Raw genomic sequence first — 16,525 nt, forward strand, 5'->3', positions numbered from 1 at the left:
TTCATGCTTGAAAAGATTCCGTCTCGGGAAGAGATGATAAGTTTAATCGGTGGGGCGGCTTTTCCAGCATGGGAAGCTCTCTGCAAAAGAATTGAAGAATCATATGATATGGAACGCCTTTGGAACAGCGGCGGTAAAGCATGGAAGTATGAATACAAATACCGCAGAGGGGGGAAAACCCTCTGCGCCCTCTATGCCAGAGAGGGCGGTTCAGGTTTTATGGTCATATTCGGCAAAGCCGAACAGGAAAAATTTGAGCAGAGCAGGCAGAATTTTTCACCTCAGATACAGGAAACGTATGACAGTTCAACGACATATCATGATGGAAAATGGATGATGTTTCCTGTTGACGATGGTTCTCTGTTTGATGAGTTTATAAATCTTCTGATGATGAAAAGGCGCCCTAACAGAAAATAGAGGATTTTGGGAGGTACTATGAAATATCCGTGGATTGATGACTTTTTAAAGGGAATGAATGGAGTTACCAGTGATTTTAAAGAAGAGTGGAACTGGGACAGGTATATGATTGACGGCAAGATGTTTGCAGCTGTCTGCAGAAATGATCAGGGGGAGGAAAAACTGATATCCATGAAGCTGGAGCCTTTGGAAGGAGATTTTTTAAGGCAGCAGTACAAGGACATCATACCCGGATATTATATGAATAAGATTCATTGGAATTCCGTCATGGCAGATGGGGATGTACCCGATGAACTGTTAAAGGACATGCTGGAAAAGTCCTATGCCCTTATTTTCGCAAAGCTTCCAAAAAAGAGACAAAAACAATTGCTGGGCGAGGGGTGAGATTATGAAATATTTTGGCGAAGGATTAAGTGAAGAGCATAAGGCGCTGAATCAGATTATCCGGAAAAAGCAAAGGACCGAAGAAGCCATAAAAATTTTTCTGGACATTCATAAACAACTGCACCGGTCGAATATAAAAGATAGAGAAGAAAATGAAACCGACCGGTTATTTGGCGATCTGGAACCCTGGGAATACGCAGTTATGCCTGGAAGAGAAGACGAGACGATTGCCTGGGTGGTATGGCATATCGCCAGAATTGAAGACCTGACCATGGGAATCCTGGCTGCCAGGGGGGATCAGCTTTTTAATGAAAACTGGTGCAGGAAAATTAATTCTCCCATTAAGGACACAGGTAATGCATTATCTGATGAGGAGATCATGGCTTTCAGTAAACAGGTAAACTGTCAGGAACTGCTGGATTACCGAAGTGCAGTTGGGGAAAGAACCAGGGAAATCGTAAGCAGGTTTACTTTTGAAGATATGAAACGGGATGTGAACGAGGCTGACCTTATGAAAATTCAAAGGGAAGGCGGCGTGACCTCCCAAAAGGACTCTGAGTGGCTGCTGGAGTTTTGGGGTACAAAGGATGTGGCAGGACTGCTGTTAATGCCGCCAACCAGGCATGTTATGCTCCATCTCAATGACTGCTGTAAATGGAAGGAAAAAATTCGGACCAGAGCGAAGTTTTTTCTCATATAAATTGGATGCAATTCCCAGTATTTCATAAAATTTCAAAATTTGCTTGACAGGATGGAGAATTGGCAGTATTCTTATGATTGTATATTAAATACAACAAAATCTAAGAAAAGGAGGCAGGAACTATGATGCGTAATCGTGGAATTAACAGAATCAATCAAATAGTCAGAAATATATTGGTGAATTCAGTCTGCCTCATGGAAAACTGTCTTTGCATCTAAGGATGTCAGGACAAATGCAGCTTCTTGATCGGAGCTTCTTTTTATGAGTTAATCCGCAGTCTGAATGACTGCGGTTATTTTTTTGCTTATTTACCGAAAAAAACCGCACTATGCAGTTTTTTTCGGTTTTTTACATATATGGAGAAAAATTATGATGTTTGTTAAGAAAAGAGGAGGAAATGGTATGAAAAATTTGTGGAAGTACGTGAGGAAATATAAATTTCTTTACGTCCTCGCACTTGCAGCGATGATTATCAGCATTTTGCTTGATGCATCAGCACCCCAGATTACAAAACACATTATTGATGATGTAATTGTGGGTGGTCAGACACAGATTCTCATGAAGCTGCTTCTTGGGCTTTTGGGAATTGGATTTGGAAGAGCGGTATTTCAGTATACAAAGGAATTTATCTTTGACTTTGCTGCTGCCCGGATCGCCTGTGGTTTGAGAAAGGATTTGTTTGATCATATCCAGACGTTATCCGTGGGATATTTTGACAGTCATAATACGGGAGAGCTGATGGCCCGGATTAAGGATGACGCAGAGCGGATCTGGAATGCATTTGGATTTGTGGGAATGCTTGTTCTGGAATGTTCCATTCACACAATGATTGTCATTGTCTGCATGCTGCGGCTAAGTCCCGTTCTGACACTGATTCCACTTGTCATTCTGCCGCTTATCGCCTGGTATGCCTTAAAGATGGAAAAAGGACTGGGAGAAGTTTATGACAAGATCAGTGAGCAGACTGCAGAGCTCAATACAGTTGCTCAGGAAAATCTGGCAGGGGTGCGGACTGTTAAGGCATTTGCCAGAGAAGAATATGAGATCAGCAAATTTAAGAAGCACAACAAGCAATATTATGACTTAAATATGAGCCAGGCAAAGCTGCTGATCCGGTTCCAGCCAAATATCTCTTTCCTGTCCAAGTTCCTTATGATGGCAGTCATTGTTATTGGAGGTATTCTGGTAATCAGGGGAAAGATGTCCATAGGAGATTTGGGAGCATTTTCCGAATACGCAAACAATATTATCTGGCCTATGGAAATGGTGGGCTGGTTAAGCAATGATCTGGCAGCCGCATTTGCTTCCAACAAGAAGATAAAAAAGATCATGGAAGAGAAGCCGGTTATTGCAGATCCTGACAAACCGGTCCTTCCGGAGTTTGTCGAAGGAGAGCTTACATTTCAGCATGTAGATTTTGAACTGGATGGAAAGGATATTTTAAACGATATCAATTTCACTTTGAAAAAGGGAAAGACACTGGGTATTATGGGCGTTACCGGATCAGGAAAGACCTCCATTGTCAATTTAATTGAACGATTCTATGATGCAACAGCTGGTGAGATTTTGCTTGACGGGATTAATATTAAAGATCTGCCGCTGCCTTTACTGAGAGGTCAGATCTCAGTCGTCATGCAGGATGTATTTCTCTTCTCCGACAGCATTTCCGAAAATATTAAAACCGGAAACAAGGATGCCACCGAATGGGAAAGTGTTCAGCAGGCTGCGATTTCTGCGGAAGCACACAGCTTCATCCAAAAGCTGTCAGAACAGTATGATACGGTAATCGGTGAACGGGGAGTTGGCTTATCGGGGGGGCAGAAGCAGAGAATCAGCATAGCCAGAGCCATTGCGAAGGAAACGCCGATCCTGATTCTTGACGACTCCACTTCTGCTCTTGACATGGAGACGGAACGAGAGATTGAATCCCATTTGTCAGAACTGAAAAACAGTTCCAAAATCGTCATTGCCCACAGGGTTTCAGCTGTGCGCAGAGCCGATGAGATTCTTATTCTGGAAGACGGAAAAATCATTGAACGGGGAACTCATGAGGAGCTTATGGGGAAACGGGGACAGTATTATAAAACCTACGAGGTTCAGTATGGAGAGGAGGCTGCATTATGTCAGTAAATTCCAGCAGAATGGATGAGGAACAGAAAGAGGTATTGAAAAAAGATACCATAATCCGTCTGTTTCGTTATCTTCTTGCTTTTAAAAAGAAAATTGTGCTTGTTTTGTTTATCATGGCAGGCACCATTACCATCAGCATGCTTGCGCCTCTTTTGATGGAGTATGCGGTAAATGTCTGTGTGGCACAAAAAGATATAAGGGGACTTCTTCATGTGGGACTTGGAGCAATCGGATTATTTCTGTTGTTTTTAGTGGGCACGAAGGTTCGAATGCGTATCATGGCGGAAGTTTCAAACCGGGTGCTTTTAAATATCAGAGAGGAACTGTATCAGCATATCCAGTCTCTGGGATTTGGCTTTTTTGACAGCCGCCCGACAGGAAAGGTACTTGCAAGAATTATTGGTGATGTGAATTCATTAAAGGATGTATTATCAGATAGTGTCACGCAGCTGATTCCGGATCTTATCACTGTCATCTGTGTTCTTACCATCATGCTGATCAAAAACTATCGTCTGGCAATGGCGGCTTTGCTGACGCTTCCGATTCTGGCGGTTGGAATGTTTTTTATTGAGACAAACGTTCATAAAAGATGGCGGGTATACCGAAAGAAAACTTCTAATTTAAACGCCTATGTTCACGAAGACTTATCAGGAATCAGGATTATTCAAAGCTATGCAGCTGAGAATGAGACGAAAGAGGTGTTTCACGATCTGGTTGACCAGCATTACCGTTCTTTCATTGATGCGGTAGTGGTTGCAGATGCATTCGGTCCTCTTGTGGAAATAACATGGGGAATGGGCGGATTCCTGCTTTATTTTATCGGAATTAAGGTAGTAGGAGTGGAACAGATCGGGATTGGTACGTTTCTTGCATTTTCCACATACATTGCCATGTTCTGGAGCCCCATACGTAATCTGGCCAACTTCTATAATAAGCTGACCACCAATATCTCAGCTGCGGAACGAATCTTTGATATCATAGATACGGAGGTTGAGATTAAGGATGAAGAGGGTGCAGCAGAATTAAAAGCATTAAAGGGAGAGGTAAGGTTTGAGGAAGTTTCCTTTGCATATGGAGATGAGCCGGACCGTCTGATTCTGGATCACGTAAGCTTTTCGGTTAAACCAGGGGAGACCATCGCTTTGGTGGGACCGACAGGGGCAGGGAAAACAACAATCGTAAACCTGATCAGCCGTTTTTATGAAGTCACCGGAGGAAGAATCTATATTGATGATCAGGAGATCAGAAGTGTAACATTAAAGAGCTTAAGAAGCCAGATGGGCATCATGACCCAGGATAATTTTCTTTTTTCCGGAACCATTCGGGATAACATCCGTTACGGCCGCTTAAATGCAACGGATGAGGAAATTGAAGAGGCCGCCAAAGCGGTGAATGCCCATGAATTTATTATGAAGCTGGAAAAGGGCTATGATACGGAAATCAGCGAAAGAGGAGCCGGCCTTTCCATCGGTCAGAGGCAGCTTCTGGCATTTGCAAGAACCATGGTATCAAAACCCGGCATTCTGATTCTTGATGAGGCGACCTCAAGCATTGATACCCATACGGAGCTGCTTGTTCAAAAGGGAATTGAAGCCCTGCTAAAGGAAAGAACTTCCTTTATTATTGCTCACAGACTTTCCACCATCCGAAAGGCAGACCGTATCTTTGTCATCGATCAGGGAACCATCCGGGAAGCGGGAAATCATGATGACTTAATGAAACTGGAAGGTGCCTATTATCAATTATACCAAAGCCAGTTCGCCTGACGACATCAAAAAGGATTGACCAGACCGGATAAATGAAATAGAATAGAAGTCGAGGTGATTTAAGATGACAGAAGGAGCGTTAGTTTTAGAGGGGGGATCCCTGCGGGGAGTATTTACTGCAGGAGTTTTGGATGTGTTTATGGAACAGGAGATTGAAATGTCCTATGTTAACGGAGTTTCAGCCGGTTCCATGTCAGGTATGAGTTATGTCAGCAAGCAGATTGGCAGAACCATAAAAGTGGATCTGGATTATGTCAATGACAAACGTTTTTTAAGTTTCCGCAATCTGGTGGAAAAACGTTCGATCTTTAACTTTGACTTCCTGTTCGGGGAATTAAGCAATACATTAGTCCCCTTTGATTATGACACATTTTATCAGTCTGAACAGATTTTTGAGGTAGTAGCAACCCGCTGTAAGACGGGAAAGCCGGAATATTTTGAAAAAAGTACATGTGAAAATTTTATTGATGCGGTAAAAGCCTCCAGCAGCATTCCCATACTTTCCAGAATGATTACGGTTGGAGGAAAGAAATATTTAGATGGAGGCTGTTCCATGCCGGTAGCTTATCAGAGGGCGATTGATCTGGGATATGAAAAGATTGTACTGGTTCTCACCAGAGAGCCGGGATACCGGAAACCTCCCCTTGATAAATGGACGAAAAAAGGGTATGAGCGATATTTCGAACCGCTTCCCAGATTTTTAAGGGCTCTGGAGGACGTTCCGGAGAGATATAACCGAATGCAGGAAGAGATTGACCGTCTGGAAAAAGAGGGAAGAATCTATGTGATCCGTCCGGATCATCATGTGACGGTTCAAAGAACGGAACAGGACAAAAGGAAACTGGAGGCGCTGTATCAGGAGGGAAGACGGCTGGCACTGGTACATATGGATTCTCTGAAAGCCTACCTAGGATTGTAAGGAAAGGAAAAAGCGTACAATTTATGAGTATTTATGATACATTAAATTCTATGCAGAAAGAGGCGGTACTTCAAACTGAGGGACCGCTTCTTGTGCTGGCAGGAGCGGGCTCTGGAAAAACCAGGGTTCTTACGCACCGGATTGCCTATTTAATAGAAGAAAAGGGTGTCAACCCCTGGAACATACTGGCCATAACATTCACCAATAAGGCGGCTGGAGAAATGAGAGAGCGTGTGGATCGTCTGGTTGGATTTGGGGCAGACAGCATCTGGGTTTCCACATTTCATTCTTCCTGTGTGCGCATATTAAGAAGACATATTGAAAGCCTTGGGTTTACTACTAATTTTACCATATACGATACGGATGACCAGAAGACTCTGATGCGGCATGTCTTAAAAAAGCTGGACTTAGATCCCAAGGTCTATAAAGACCGGGCAATGCTTGGACTTATTTCCACAGCCAAGAATGAGCTGATAAGTGCGGCGGAGTTTGAGCTCAATGCTTCCGGTGATTTCCGGCAGAAGAAAGCGGCTTCTGTTTATAAAGAGTACCAGAGCCAGTTAAAGAAGAACAATGCGCTGGATTTTGATGATCTGATTATGAAGACGGTAGAATTGTTTCAGAATAATTCTGAGGTCTTAAACTACTATCAGGAACGTTTCCGCTACATCATGGTGGACGAGTATCAGGATACCAATACGGCTCAGTTCCGGTTAATCAGTCTGCTTGCGGGAAAATATAAGAACCTTTGTGTAGTAGGCGATGACGACCAGTCCATCTATAAGTTTCGCGGTGCTAATATAGAGAATATATTAAATTTTGAAAAATCTTATCCCGGTGCAAGGGTAATTAAGCTGGAAGAGAATTACCGCTCCAGTCAGAATATATTGCATGCTGCCAATGAGGTGATCCGCCATAACAGAGGCCGAAAGGATAAAACCTTATGGACATCCAATGAAGAAGGGCCGCTGGTTCAGTTTAAGCAGTTTGAAAATGCTACAGAAGAGGCAGATGCGATTGTCCGTGACATATTAAACAGCGCGTCTGGCTATCAGGATTGTGCGGTACTTTACCGGACCAATGCCCAGTCCCGCCTGATTGAGGAAAAATGTCTGCAGCATAATGTCCCCTACCGTATGGTTGGCGGCGTAAACTTCTACCAGAGAAAAGAAATCAAGGACATTTTGGCATATTTAAAAACAATCGCAAATGGAAGAGATGATTTATCTGTCTTAAGAGTAATCAATGTTCCCAAAAGGGGTATCGGGGCGACCAGTATCGGAAAGGTCCAGGCATTCGCTTCCGAACGTGAAATGGGCATATACGATGCTTTCTGCAGGGCGAAAGCCGTTCCGGGACTGGGAAAAACAGCGGATAAAGTTCTGGGATTTACGGAAAAGATAGAGGATTTCAGAGACCGGCTGACAGAAGAGACCTACAGCATTCATGAACTGATTGAAGATATTCTTGACGAAACCGGCTACCAGAAGGAACTGGAAGCAGAGGGAGAGATCGAATATCAGACACGTCTTGAAAATATAGAAGAATTGATTAATAAAGCAATCAGCTTTGAGGGGGAGCATGAACATCCGGAATTAAGTGAGTTCCTGGAGGAAGTTGCCCTTGTTGCCGATGTAGACCGAATGGATGAATCAGAAAACCGTGTAACGCTGATGACACTTCACAGTGCCAAGGGACTTGAGTTTCCGAGAGTTTATTTAAGCGGTATGGAGGATGGCTTATTTCCCAGCATGATGTCTATTTCTTCGGATAATAAAGAGGATGTGGAAGAAGAACGGAGACTTTGCTACGTTGGTATTACTAGGGCTCAGAAGTTCCTTATGATGACTGCGGCAAGACAGCGTATGGTAAACGGTGAAACCAGATATTCAAAGGTCAGCCGCTTTGTGGAAGAAATACCAGGTGAACTGTTAGACTCCAACAGGCTGGAGCAGAGGCTTTCATCCAGAGCACAATCTGATTTTGATGACAGCGGTCTCCCATGGGGAAAGAGCGGGACAGCAGGGCGGACATCAGCTGTCAGCAGCTTTGGACCAGGCAGCAACGCATATGCGTCAAAGACATTAAAACCTGTATCAACTCCTGGCTTTGGAAAAGCGTTTACAGTGGAAAAGCCGCTATCTCTTGGTTATAAAGAAGGAGACAGAGTCAGCCACATCAAATTCGGAATTGGTGAGGTTAAGGAAATCAAGGATGGCGGAAGAGATTTCGAGGTAACCGTTCACTTTGACCAGGCAGGTGTGAAAAAAATGTTTGCTTCCTTTGCTAAATTGAAGCTTGTGAGAGAATAATTGAATATGCATAAAATTTTAAAAAAATCTAAAAATGATAGTAAAAAAGCCAATATAATGGTATAATAACTGCTACAGGCAAAGAGAAAAATCTGTGCCGTACAGGATATGAATGAAAGCAGGGCTCTCAGAAAGGACGTGGAGACATGAACAGATTAGATGCAATGAGCAAAGAAGCTATGAGCAAACTGGAAGATCTTATGAACTCAAGCAGAGTGAATGAATTGCTTCATAAAAGGGAACAGGAAGAGAAAAAGAAAAACTGTATCCTCTGGATACTCGCGATCATGGGCGCAGTGGCTGCAGTAGCGGGAATTGCCTATACCGTATATCGTTTCTTTACTCCAGATTATCTGGAAGATTTTGAAGACGATTTTGATGATGATTTCGACGACGATTTCTTTGAGGATGAAAAGTCGGAAGCTAGTTCCGAAGACTAAAATCTGGCATTAAAAGGAGAGCGTGCCTCAGAAAGTGAGACACGCTCTTTTACATAACTGAATATAAAATATTACAGAATAAGAGGAGTCAGCAACAGTGAAAAAGGGTGAGATATACGAAGGAACAATCGGACGGTTTGATTTTCCTGACAAAGGAGTGATAGAGCTTCCGGAAGGAAGGATTGCTGTAAAGCACGCACTTCCCGGACAAAAAGTGAGAGTTATGATAAACAAAAAAAGAGGGGGGAAATGTGAGGGACGGATTCTCGAAGTTTTAGAGAACTCTCCTCTGGAATATGCAGAAGATCCATGCCCGCATTTTGGAATCTGCGGGGGCTGTACCTATCAGACCATCCCTTACGAAGAACAGTTAAAGATCAAGGAACAGCAGGTGAAATCCCTGTTAGATGGTGTGGTGACAGGAGATTTTGTATTTGAAGGAATTAAACCGAGCCCGGCAGAAGATGGGTATCGCAATAAGATGGAGTTTTCCTTTGGAGATGAATATAAGGATGGTCCGCTATCTCTGGGAATGCATAAAAGGGGAAGCTTTTACGATGTAGTGACAACAACGGAATGTAAGATTGTGGATTCTGATTTCTGCGATATATTAAAGGCGGCTAAGGAATATTTTGAAGCATTGGGAACTGGATTTTATAAAAAGATGCAGCATACAGGTTATCTGCGTCATCTTCTGGTGCGCAGAGCTGTGAAAACAGGAGAGATTCTGGTTGATCTTGTTACTACGACTCAGGAGGAGATGGATTTAAAGCCATTTGCTGATGCGTTGCTCAGTCTGAAACTGAATGGAAGAATTGTTGGAATTCTTCATACATTGAATGACAGCCTGGCAGATGTGGTAAAAAGTGACCGGACTGATATTTTATACGGACAGGATTATTTTTATGAGGAATTACTGGGACTGAAGTTTAAGATTTCTCCGTTTTCCTTCTTTCAGACCAATTCGCTGGGAGCGGAAGTGTTGTATGAAACTACAAGGGGATATGTAGGAGAGACAAAGGATAAGGTAGTTTTTGACTTATACAGCGGTACTGGAACCATTGCCCAGATTATTGCGCCTGTTGCGAAAAAAGTTGTGGGTGTGGAGATTGTAGAGGAGGCGGTGGAAGCAGCCAGAGAGAATGCTGAGAGAAACGGTCTGGATAACTGCGAATTTATCGCGGGGGATGTTTTGAAGGTGATTGATGAGCTGGAAGATAAGCCGGATCTTATAATTTTGGATCCACCAAGGGATGGGATTCATCCGAAGGCACTGGGGAAGATTATTGACTTTGGGGTGGAAAGATTGGTTTATGTGTCTTGTAAGCCGACGAGTCTGGTGAGAGATTTGGAAGTGCTGCAGATGAGGGGATATGAGGTGGTTAAGGCGTGCTGTGTGGATATGTTTCCTTCTACTGCGAATTGTGAAGTTTGTGTCGAATTAAGTCGAAAATAGATTGTGAATATTTAAGGCGTGAATAGTTATGTTCACGCCTTTATTTTTATCTGTCAGTGTATAATTGCGAATAAATGTTATGGAAAATAGATATAGTATATATAATCCTGTGAAATGACAAAAACCATTATTTTCCAGATAAATATTATGATATAATGTGATTAATGCTATTAACTACGACAGGAGAAAATAAAAATATGGCAAAGTATAATACGCAGTATGTCAAAAAATAACAATTCTGGAGTGCAGTGCTTTTGATTCTTAGCTATGTTGAATATCTCCTTAGCTTTTTCACTTGTTATTATAAGCTATTCAATTTTTCATTTCACACTTATATACTAACACCAGAACGAAAAAGAGCTGCCAGTGAAAATTCTAAGAAAAAAGGGTTTAAAGTTCATATTGTTTAACACAAAAAAAATAACATGAATTTCAAGGCACAATTTTAGTATTTTATTGAATTTTTCGACATTTTGAGTTATTATATAATTATGCCTGAAGACACCTTTTGTTATAAAAAAGATGTACTTCTGAAAGTGTTTTTTACAGTAAATAATAGTGAATAGGGGAGCTATTTATTTTGTGTGAAATCAAAAGTAAATACATTAAAGCATAATGATTCAAAAAATCATTCAAGTACAAACCCGATAATCGTACAGTACCCTAAGAAAAATAGTGATGGAAAAAAGTTGTATAATATTGGACTATTAAATGATAACAAAATGAAAATAGTCATTCAAGATATTATAAATTAAATTTACAGAAGGGCGGAAGATGTTTATGAATGAAGAAGAAAACATGAAAATGGAACAGCAAAATCAAGAGGAAGAAAATGTAGTACAAAAAGATTATTGTGCTCAATGTGGGACAGAACTTGCGCCAGATCAAATATTTTGTTCTAAATGCGGTCATAAAAAAGGAGAAAGTATTTCACCAGAAAAAAGCGTGAAGAAGGTAAATAGCAAGGTAATAATTATTGGTGTAATAGCGGCAGTTGCAATTATAGCTGTACTTTTCTTTGTGATTAGAGGTAAGCAGGCTAAAGAGGTTGTTCTTAACAAAGAAAATGTTACCATTAAAATTGGAGAAACAGAAAATCTTACATTTACAATAAATCCTGATGATACTAAAAACAAAGAAGTTACATGGACGTCTTCTAATGATACAATATCTAGTGTAAATAATGGAACTATTGAAGGAGTCAATGAAGGAACATGTACTATAACTGTAAAAACTGCAAATGGAAAAACAGATACATGCTCAATAACTGTTGAAGCAGCTGGACCAGATCTTGTTGAAATATATAATAAGTGTTGTGATTCTGAATGGGCTTCTGTTGCTTCAGATGGTTCGTATTTAAGTATTGATACTAACCCTAATGATAGTACATACAATAATTCAGAATCAGTGGCAATATCTGGAATTTTTGCAGTAAATGAAGCGCTGGGATTACCGGATTCAGTTATCAATAAAATGGGACAGACAAGATCGATAGATGGAATGCAGACTGCAAAAGGAGATGGAGTGGAAATCTCATGGACATATCATCCAGATAATGGTTTAGAGGTAATGTATTCCCTTACAGATTAAATGAAACATGAAATCCCTTAGTTTACTAAGTGCGTACTTCTATACCAGTCTAAAGACTGGTAGTGCGTCCAGCAGAGTTTCCTTTCCCAACTGCCGAAGTTCTCGCCAATATTGAAAGGTTACGGAACTAAAGTTCTGACCAAGAAGGCTACACCCTCTTGTGGTGCTTTGCACCTATCTCCTAGGACGATGGTCATCCGAATTACGGCAACAGGGAATTGTGAAGTTTGTGTCGAATTAAGTCGAAAATAGATTATGGATATTTAAGGCGTGAATAGTTATGTTCACGCCTTTATTTTATCTGTAAGTGTATAATTACGAATAAATGTTATGGAAAATAGATATAGAAATAGTATATATAATCCTGTAAAATAACAAAAACCATTATTTTCCAGATAAATATTATGATATAATGTGATTAGTGCTATTAACTACGACAGGAGGAAATAGAAATATGGCAAAGTATACTGATGATGATATACGCAGTATGTCAAAAATAACATGTAGAATTGCAGGAGGAATTTCTCCGATGGCAGTCAGCATTGGCATGAGAAACAGTCTTTTGCCAATAGGCTTTGCAATACATAATGAAGAACGGGACAGGCGTTATTCTGAAAGTTGGTCATATCACATTATTCCTGAAAGATTAATTGCTTATAATTATGGAAAGATTAACGAAGTCCAGGTTGTGAATATTGAAAATAATCTGACTACAATTATAGAAAAATTTGAAGAAATGAAGCAAGACCTGCTTTTTATATTAAGCGAAAACGCAGAGTAGAAGAATTAGAATTGTTCGAAAATAAGTTTTTGGTCTTGTAGTCAAAAGTTGAATTTGTAATATGTAAAGCTGAATTACTATTTACCGTATGGGAGGATAAAAATATGGCGCATTACCGATTTTATTATGACGAATCAGAGCATAGCAGAAAAATCAATCTTAATACGGTAAGCGCTAAGAATTACTACGATAATTTTATTGCTGTTATTGTTGGTTGGAAAGTTGAAAGCGAAAAGTCGATCTTTGAGAAGTACACTGCTTTCGAAGAAAAGTACACTGATCGCAAATCCAAAGAAGAATTAAAAAGTCAGACACTCAAGCAGAATCAATTTGAGAGCGGATTTGCTTCCATGAATAAAAGTAACGTTTGCTTTCTAACTGAATTTCTTTCATTATTCGATAGCGATATTGCAGTCTACTTTGCAGCAATAAGTAAGATTGAATTTATTATTTCTCAGCTCTTTGATGGTTATAAGAATAGCTTTGTCTGTGATATGGATGCTACGTTCGCGTAGGAGATATTTTGATATGTTACGCTGTGGGTTCTACAAAACTTTTAGGGTACTTTGAAGTAATAACGGAGTCTTTCTACTCAGGTAATGATGATGAGCGCTGGCCGTGGGGAGTACAGGTAAAGAACCTCTGCCCTGCGTATAGCGAAAGATGGATGAGCTTTGACAATAAGCTGGGCACCGTAAGAAATCAATTTATCGATAACACTCCTATTACATATAACGGCGGAAAAACCCTCGGAGCTCTCAATTTTGGCGCTGATAAAATTAGACTTACAGAGAGGTTTGCAGATCATCTCATTCAAACTATTGAACGTGACTCCCAAAATATCGGCGTTGCTTTTGACATGAGTGGAATGGACTATCCAATTATTGAAATAATTGCAATATTGGTGCGAATCTGTATGGACGCAAATGAAACGCCACTTATTACATACGGAGACTTGTCAAAACAGCTTTCCAGTTATATAACTCCTCGGAACTTGGATCATCCGCTTGGTCAAGTATCTGATTTCTGTAAGAAGTACGATATGCCGCTGCTGTCGGTTATCGTAGTAAACCAAGATACATTAAGTCCAGGTGATGGTTTTTTTAAATATTTTTTTCCAGAAGCAAAAAGAAATGCTTGGGTTGATATATACATCCAGCAACTTAATATGGTGAAAGCATACAAGCACTGGGACAGATTGGCGGATTACGTCTCTAGACTATTAAATTAGGTGGAAAATATTTATAAACTGCAGATACCAAATGGATAACATATCCAGGAGATGGATAATACTGAAATGGCCGCATGGCAGTCGCTAGTACAATTTGTTGATACAGATTATACATTTAAAATGTAATGTGAGTTTTACAAACCCTAGTTTGTAGGGCACAGCAATAGATTTTGCCATTATTGATATTTTAATAGGGGTAAATGGCATAAAGTGGAATGATTTTCTAACTCACTCCAAAATCTACCAGATTGCTTTTGCCATGTAGTATAAAATTTCTGCTTACAGGAACGTTGAAACGGTGGTGTTGCTGGAGAAAAATTCCCAGTAATTCAAAGGGTTTTAGGGATTTGGGAGAGAAATGTAGGTGTGCTTTTACGGTTGGTTGAAGTGAAATATGTTTCCGGTTACCGTGGTGGGGTAAGGAAAATGAACATTTTAGCAAAATGCGGAGGGATAGGTGAAAAATATAGTTTTTAATTATAAACATATAAAGGCAATGCATATTCTTGAAAATAATAAGTTGAAATATGAGTATATAGGGAATTACAGTGAAGAAGAACTCTTTTCGGTTGGCTGCATTTTCAAAGCTTTTTTGTCTGCACTGGTTGGGATTGCAATTAAACAGGGGAAAATCATTTCTACAGATGATAAAGTAACAGATTATTGGTTAGGAGCAGAGTTGAGTGATTCAAGATGGAGATACCTTACAGTTGGACATGTTTTATCTAAAACAACAGGACTTTGCTGGCCAGGTCCAAGCGAAAGAATACCTTCCGATATGGCCGAAGTTTTCAAACTTCAATTTTCTGCTGATCCAGGAGCAGAATTTGCTTATAAGCCAGACCCTCAGATAATTGTATATTTGTTAGAACGAATTTACGAAAAGGGTATAGTTGAGATAATGCAAGAGAATTTGATATGCAAGTTAGGTAATGATAAGTGGAATTGGAATAGAAATAGAATAGAGGATATGCAGTTACCAATAAAAACATTGGATAGGTTTGGTGAACTATACTTACAATGCGGCAAAATTGATGAGTTTATAATTTTTGAACAGGACTATTATGCAGACTCGATTAGAGAATATTCAAATGGTGGTTTTCCAGAATGCTTACCTTACGGATATGGTTGGTGGGTTGGTACTTTTAATGATGTGAAATATCATATGGCATCTGGCTTTGGAGGACAGATAGTAGGAGTGATTCCAGACAGAAATACTGTAGTAACAATATTATCAGAAATGGACAGACCACACCCAGAAAATAAAAAGATCATAGAAATGATTATCTCTGAACAATATAATGCATGATGGGGTGAAATTTTCACCCCATATATTTTCAGCAGGAATAGTTTTCAGTATGTTGTATATGATAGACGTCTTAAGGAACGTTGAAACGGTTTGTCTACTGTCCCGGAAAGCTTGATTTTGGGCAGGTATAACGGAATATTTGAAAGTAATGGGTCTGTGTTTTTAAAAAAATCTGTTTGGTGTTACTGAATCTCAGGTGGGGATGGGGTAATGCCAAAATATTAAATATAGGGCTTTTGCCAAAAAGTATTGAGTTTCGCCGGATTGTGTGAACAAATCGACGAATATTGATACAAATGGTAAAGGTCCTATACTTTTGAGTAAAATGTTAAGTAAATGATAATAGTGGGAAATGATACATGGAAAAACTTACTGAATTGTTTTAAGAATCGTGATATAATTATTTTATTAGTATTTGTTTAATAATCAGATTTATTAATGATATGATTAAGCCTAAGGATGTTATCGTTCTAAGGCATATTATTGAAATAAGTTTAATAGTATATTGTTAAACAAGAGGAGGAATTGGTATGTTAGAGATAAGTATAAAATACTATGTGGCATCCATTATAGTTATTTATTTCCCATTTCATTTATTAGAAGAGGCTATTGGAAATTTTCCTAATTGGATGAAAGAACATAAATGGATGCCAGAAAAGCTTACATATGGACATTGGATGGCTAATAATGTTTTTTTCTATTATTCATTATTGTTAACTGGATTTATATGTTATGTATTATTGGGAGAAAAATTTGCTTTTATGGGAATAGGGATATTGGTTTGGGGGTTAATTAACTGCTTGGATCATTTAGTTTATACAATCATTGATCGAAAAGTATCTCCGGGGTTATTTACAGGATTACTATATTTGATTGTATTTTTATTAGGTTTATTAAGTCTTTGCAAAAGTCAGACACCTAATATATTAGTTATTGTTATGTCTGTAATAATGGGGATTATATATGCTTTCGTTCCTGTTGTATTATCGGTTTTATTTTCACGTAAATTTAAAAGAATTTTTATATAAACTAGAGAATGATAAGATTAAAATTGATTGTTTAAGAGAGGTAGAAATGTCATCTATTGATA

General features: G+C 39.6%; 15 protein-coding genes. All 15 read left to right on the forward strand.

The window, feature by feature from the left end; translation table 11 throughout:
- The first annotated feature begins 3 nt into the window (after positions 1 to 3).
- The 15 genes from V7D18_RS13810 to V7D18_RS13880 all read left to right on the forward strand — a co-directional run bounded on the left by V7D18_RS13810 (position 4) and on the right by V7D18_RS13880 (position 16,463).
- The gene (locus V7D18_RS13810; RefSeq protein ID WP_426154854.1) at positions 4 to 417 is read left to right on the forward strand and encodes a DUF3788 domain-containing protein; all 414 of its coding nucleotides are present in this window, start codon (positions 4 to 6) and stop codon (positions 415 to 417) included.
- An 18-nt stretch (positions 418 to 435) separates the two neighbouring features.
- Positions 436 to 801, forward strand: a complete 366-nt coding sequence (locus V7D18_RS13815; protein ID WP_426154855.1) for an MmcQ/YjbR family DNA-binding protein — start codon at positions 436 to 438, stop codon at positions 799 to 801.
- Positions 802 to 805: 4 nt separating this feature from the next.
- A complete protein-coding gene (locus tag V7D18_RS13820) occupies positions 806 to 1,501 on the forward strand; it encodes a DinB family protein (RefSeq protein WP_426154856.1) in 696 nt (231 codons plus the stop codon).
- 402 nt (positions 1,502 to 1,903) lie between these two features.
- On the forward strand, positions 1,904 to 3,631 hold the full coding sequence (locus tag V7D18_RS13825) for an ABC transporter ATP-binding protein (RefSeq protein ID WP_426154857.1): 1,728 nt from the start codon (positions 1,904 to 1,906) through the stop codon (positions 3,629 to 3,631).
- The gene (locus V7D18_RS13830; RefSeq protein WP_426154858.1) at positions 3,622 to 5,397 is read left to right on the forward strand and encodes an ABC transporter ATP-binding protein; all 1,776 of its coding nucleotides are present in this window, start codon (positions 3,622 to 3,624) and stop codon (positions 5,395 to 5,397) included. The genes V7D18_RS13825 and V7D18_RS13830 overlap by 10 nt, the downstream gene beginning before the upstream one ends.
- Positions 5,398 to 5,461: 64 nt before the next feature.
- Positions 5,462 to 6,316: a patatin-like phospholipase family protein gene (locus tag V7D18_RS13835; protein ID WP_426154859.1), complete on the forward strand. Its 855-nt coding sequence runs from the start codon at positions 5,462 to 5,464 to the stop codon at positions 6,314 to 6,316.
- A gap of 23 nt (positions 6,317 to 6,339) precedes the next feature.
- Positions 6,340 to 8,628, forward strand: a complete 2,289-nt coding sequence (gene pcrA, locus V7D18_RS13840; RefSeq protein ID WP_426154860.1) for a DNA helicase PcrA — start codon at positions 6,340 to 6,342, stop codon at positions 8,626 to 8,628.
- Positions 8,629 to 8,774: 146 nt separating this feature from the next.
- Positions 8,775 to 9,068, forward strand: coding sequence for a DUF4366 domain-containing protein (locus V7D18_RS13845; RefSeq protein ID WP_426154861.1), 294 nt, complete (start codon positions 8,775 to 8,777; stop codon positions 9,066 to 9,068).
- A gap of 97 nt (positions 9,069 to 9,165) precedes the next feature.
- Positions 9,166 to 10,524 carry a 23S rRNA (uracil(1939)-C(5))-methyltransferase RlmD gene (rlmD, locus tag V7D18_RS13850; protein WP_426154862.1) on the forward strand — a complete coding sequence of 453 codons (1,359 nt, stop codon included), beginning with the start codon at positions 9,166 to 9,168 and terminating at the stop codon, positions 10,522 to 10,524.
- Positions 10,525 to 11,304: 780 nt separating this feature from the next.
- Complete coding sequence (locus V7D18_RS13855) at positions 11,305 to 12,114, forward strand: Ig-like domain-containing protein (RefSeq protein ID WP_426154863.1); 810 nt, start codon at positions 11,305 to 11,307, stop codon at positions 12,112 to 12,114.
- A 454-nt stretch (positions 12,115 to 12,568) separates the two neighbouring features.
- On the forward strand, positions 12,569 to 12,895 hold the full coding sequence (locus V7D18_RS13860; protein WP_426154864.1) for a hypothetical protein: 327 nt from the start codon (positions 12,569 to 12,571) through the stop codon (positions 12,893 to 12,895).
- A 104-nt stretch (positions 12,896 to 12,999) separates the two neighbouring features.
- Entirely contained in the window at positions 13,000 to 13,410 is a 411-nt protein-coding gene (locus tag V7D18_RS13865; protein WP_426154865.1) for a hypothetical protein, read from the forward strand.
- Between the two features lie 8 nt (positions 13,411 to 13,418).
- Positions 13,419 to 14,126: a hypothetical protein gene (locus V7D18_RS13870; RefSeq protein ID WP_426154866.1), complete on the forward strand. Its 708-nt coding sequence runs from the start codon at positions 13,419 to 13,421 to the stop codon at positions 14,124 to 14,126.
- 457 nt (positions 14,127 to 14,583) lie between these two features.
- The gene (locus V7D18_RS13875; protein ID WP_426154867.1) at positions 14,584 to 15,435 is read left to right on the forward strand and encodes a serine hydrolase domain-containing protein; all 852 of its coding nucleotides are present in this window, start codon (positions 14,584 to 14,586) and stop codon (positions 15,433 to 15,435) included.
- A 530-nt stretch (positions 15,436 to 15,965) separates the two neighbouring features.
- The gene (locus V7D18_RS13880; protein WP_426154868.1) at positions 15,966 to 16,463 is read left to right on the forward strand and encodes an HXXEE domain-containing protein; all 498 of its coding nucleotides are present in this window, start codon (positions 15,966 to 15,968) and stop codon (positions 16,461 to 16,463) included.
- The last annotated feature ends 62 nt before the right edge of the window (positions 16,464 to 16,525 follow it).

It is taken from the genome of Lacrimispora sp. 38-1 (assembly GCF_049890855.1).
GTDB lineage: Bacteria > Bacillota > Clostridia > Lachnospirales > Lachnospiraceae > Lacrimispora.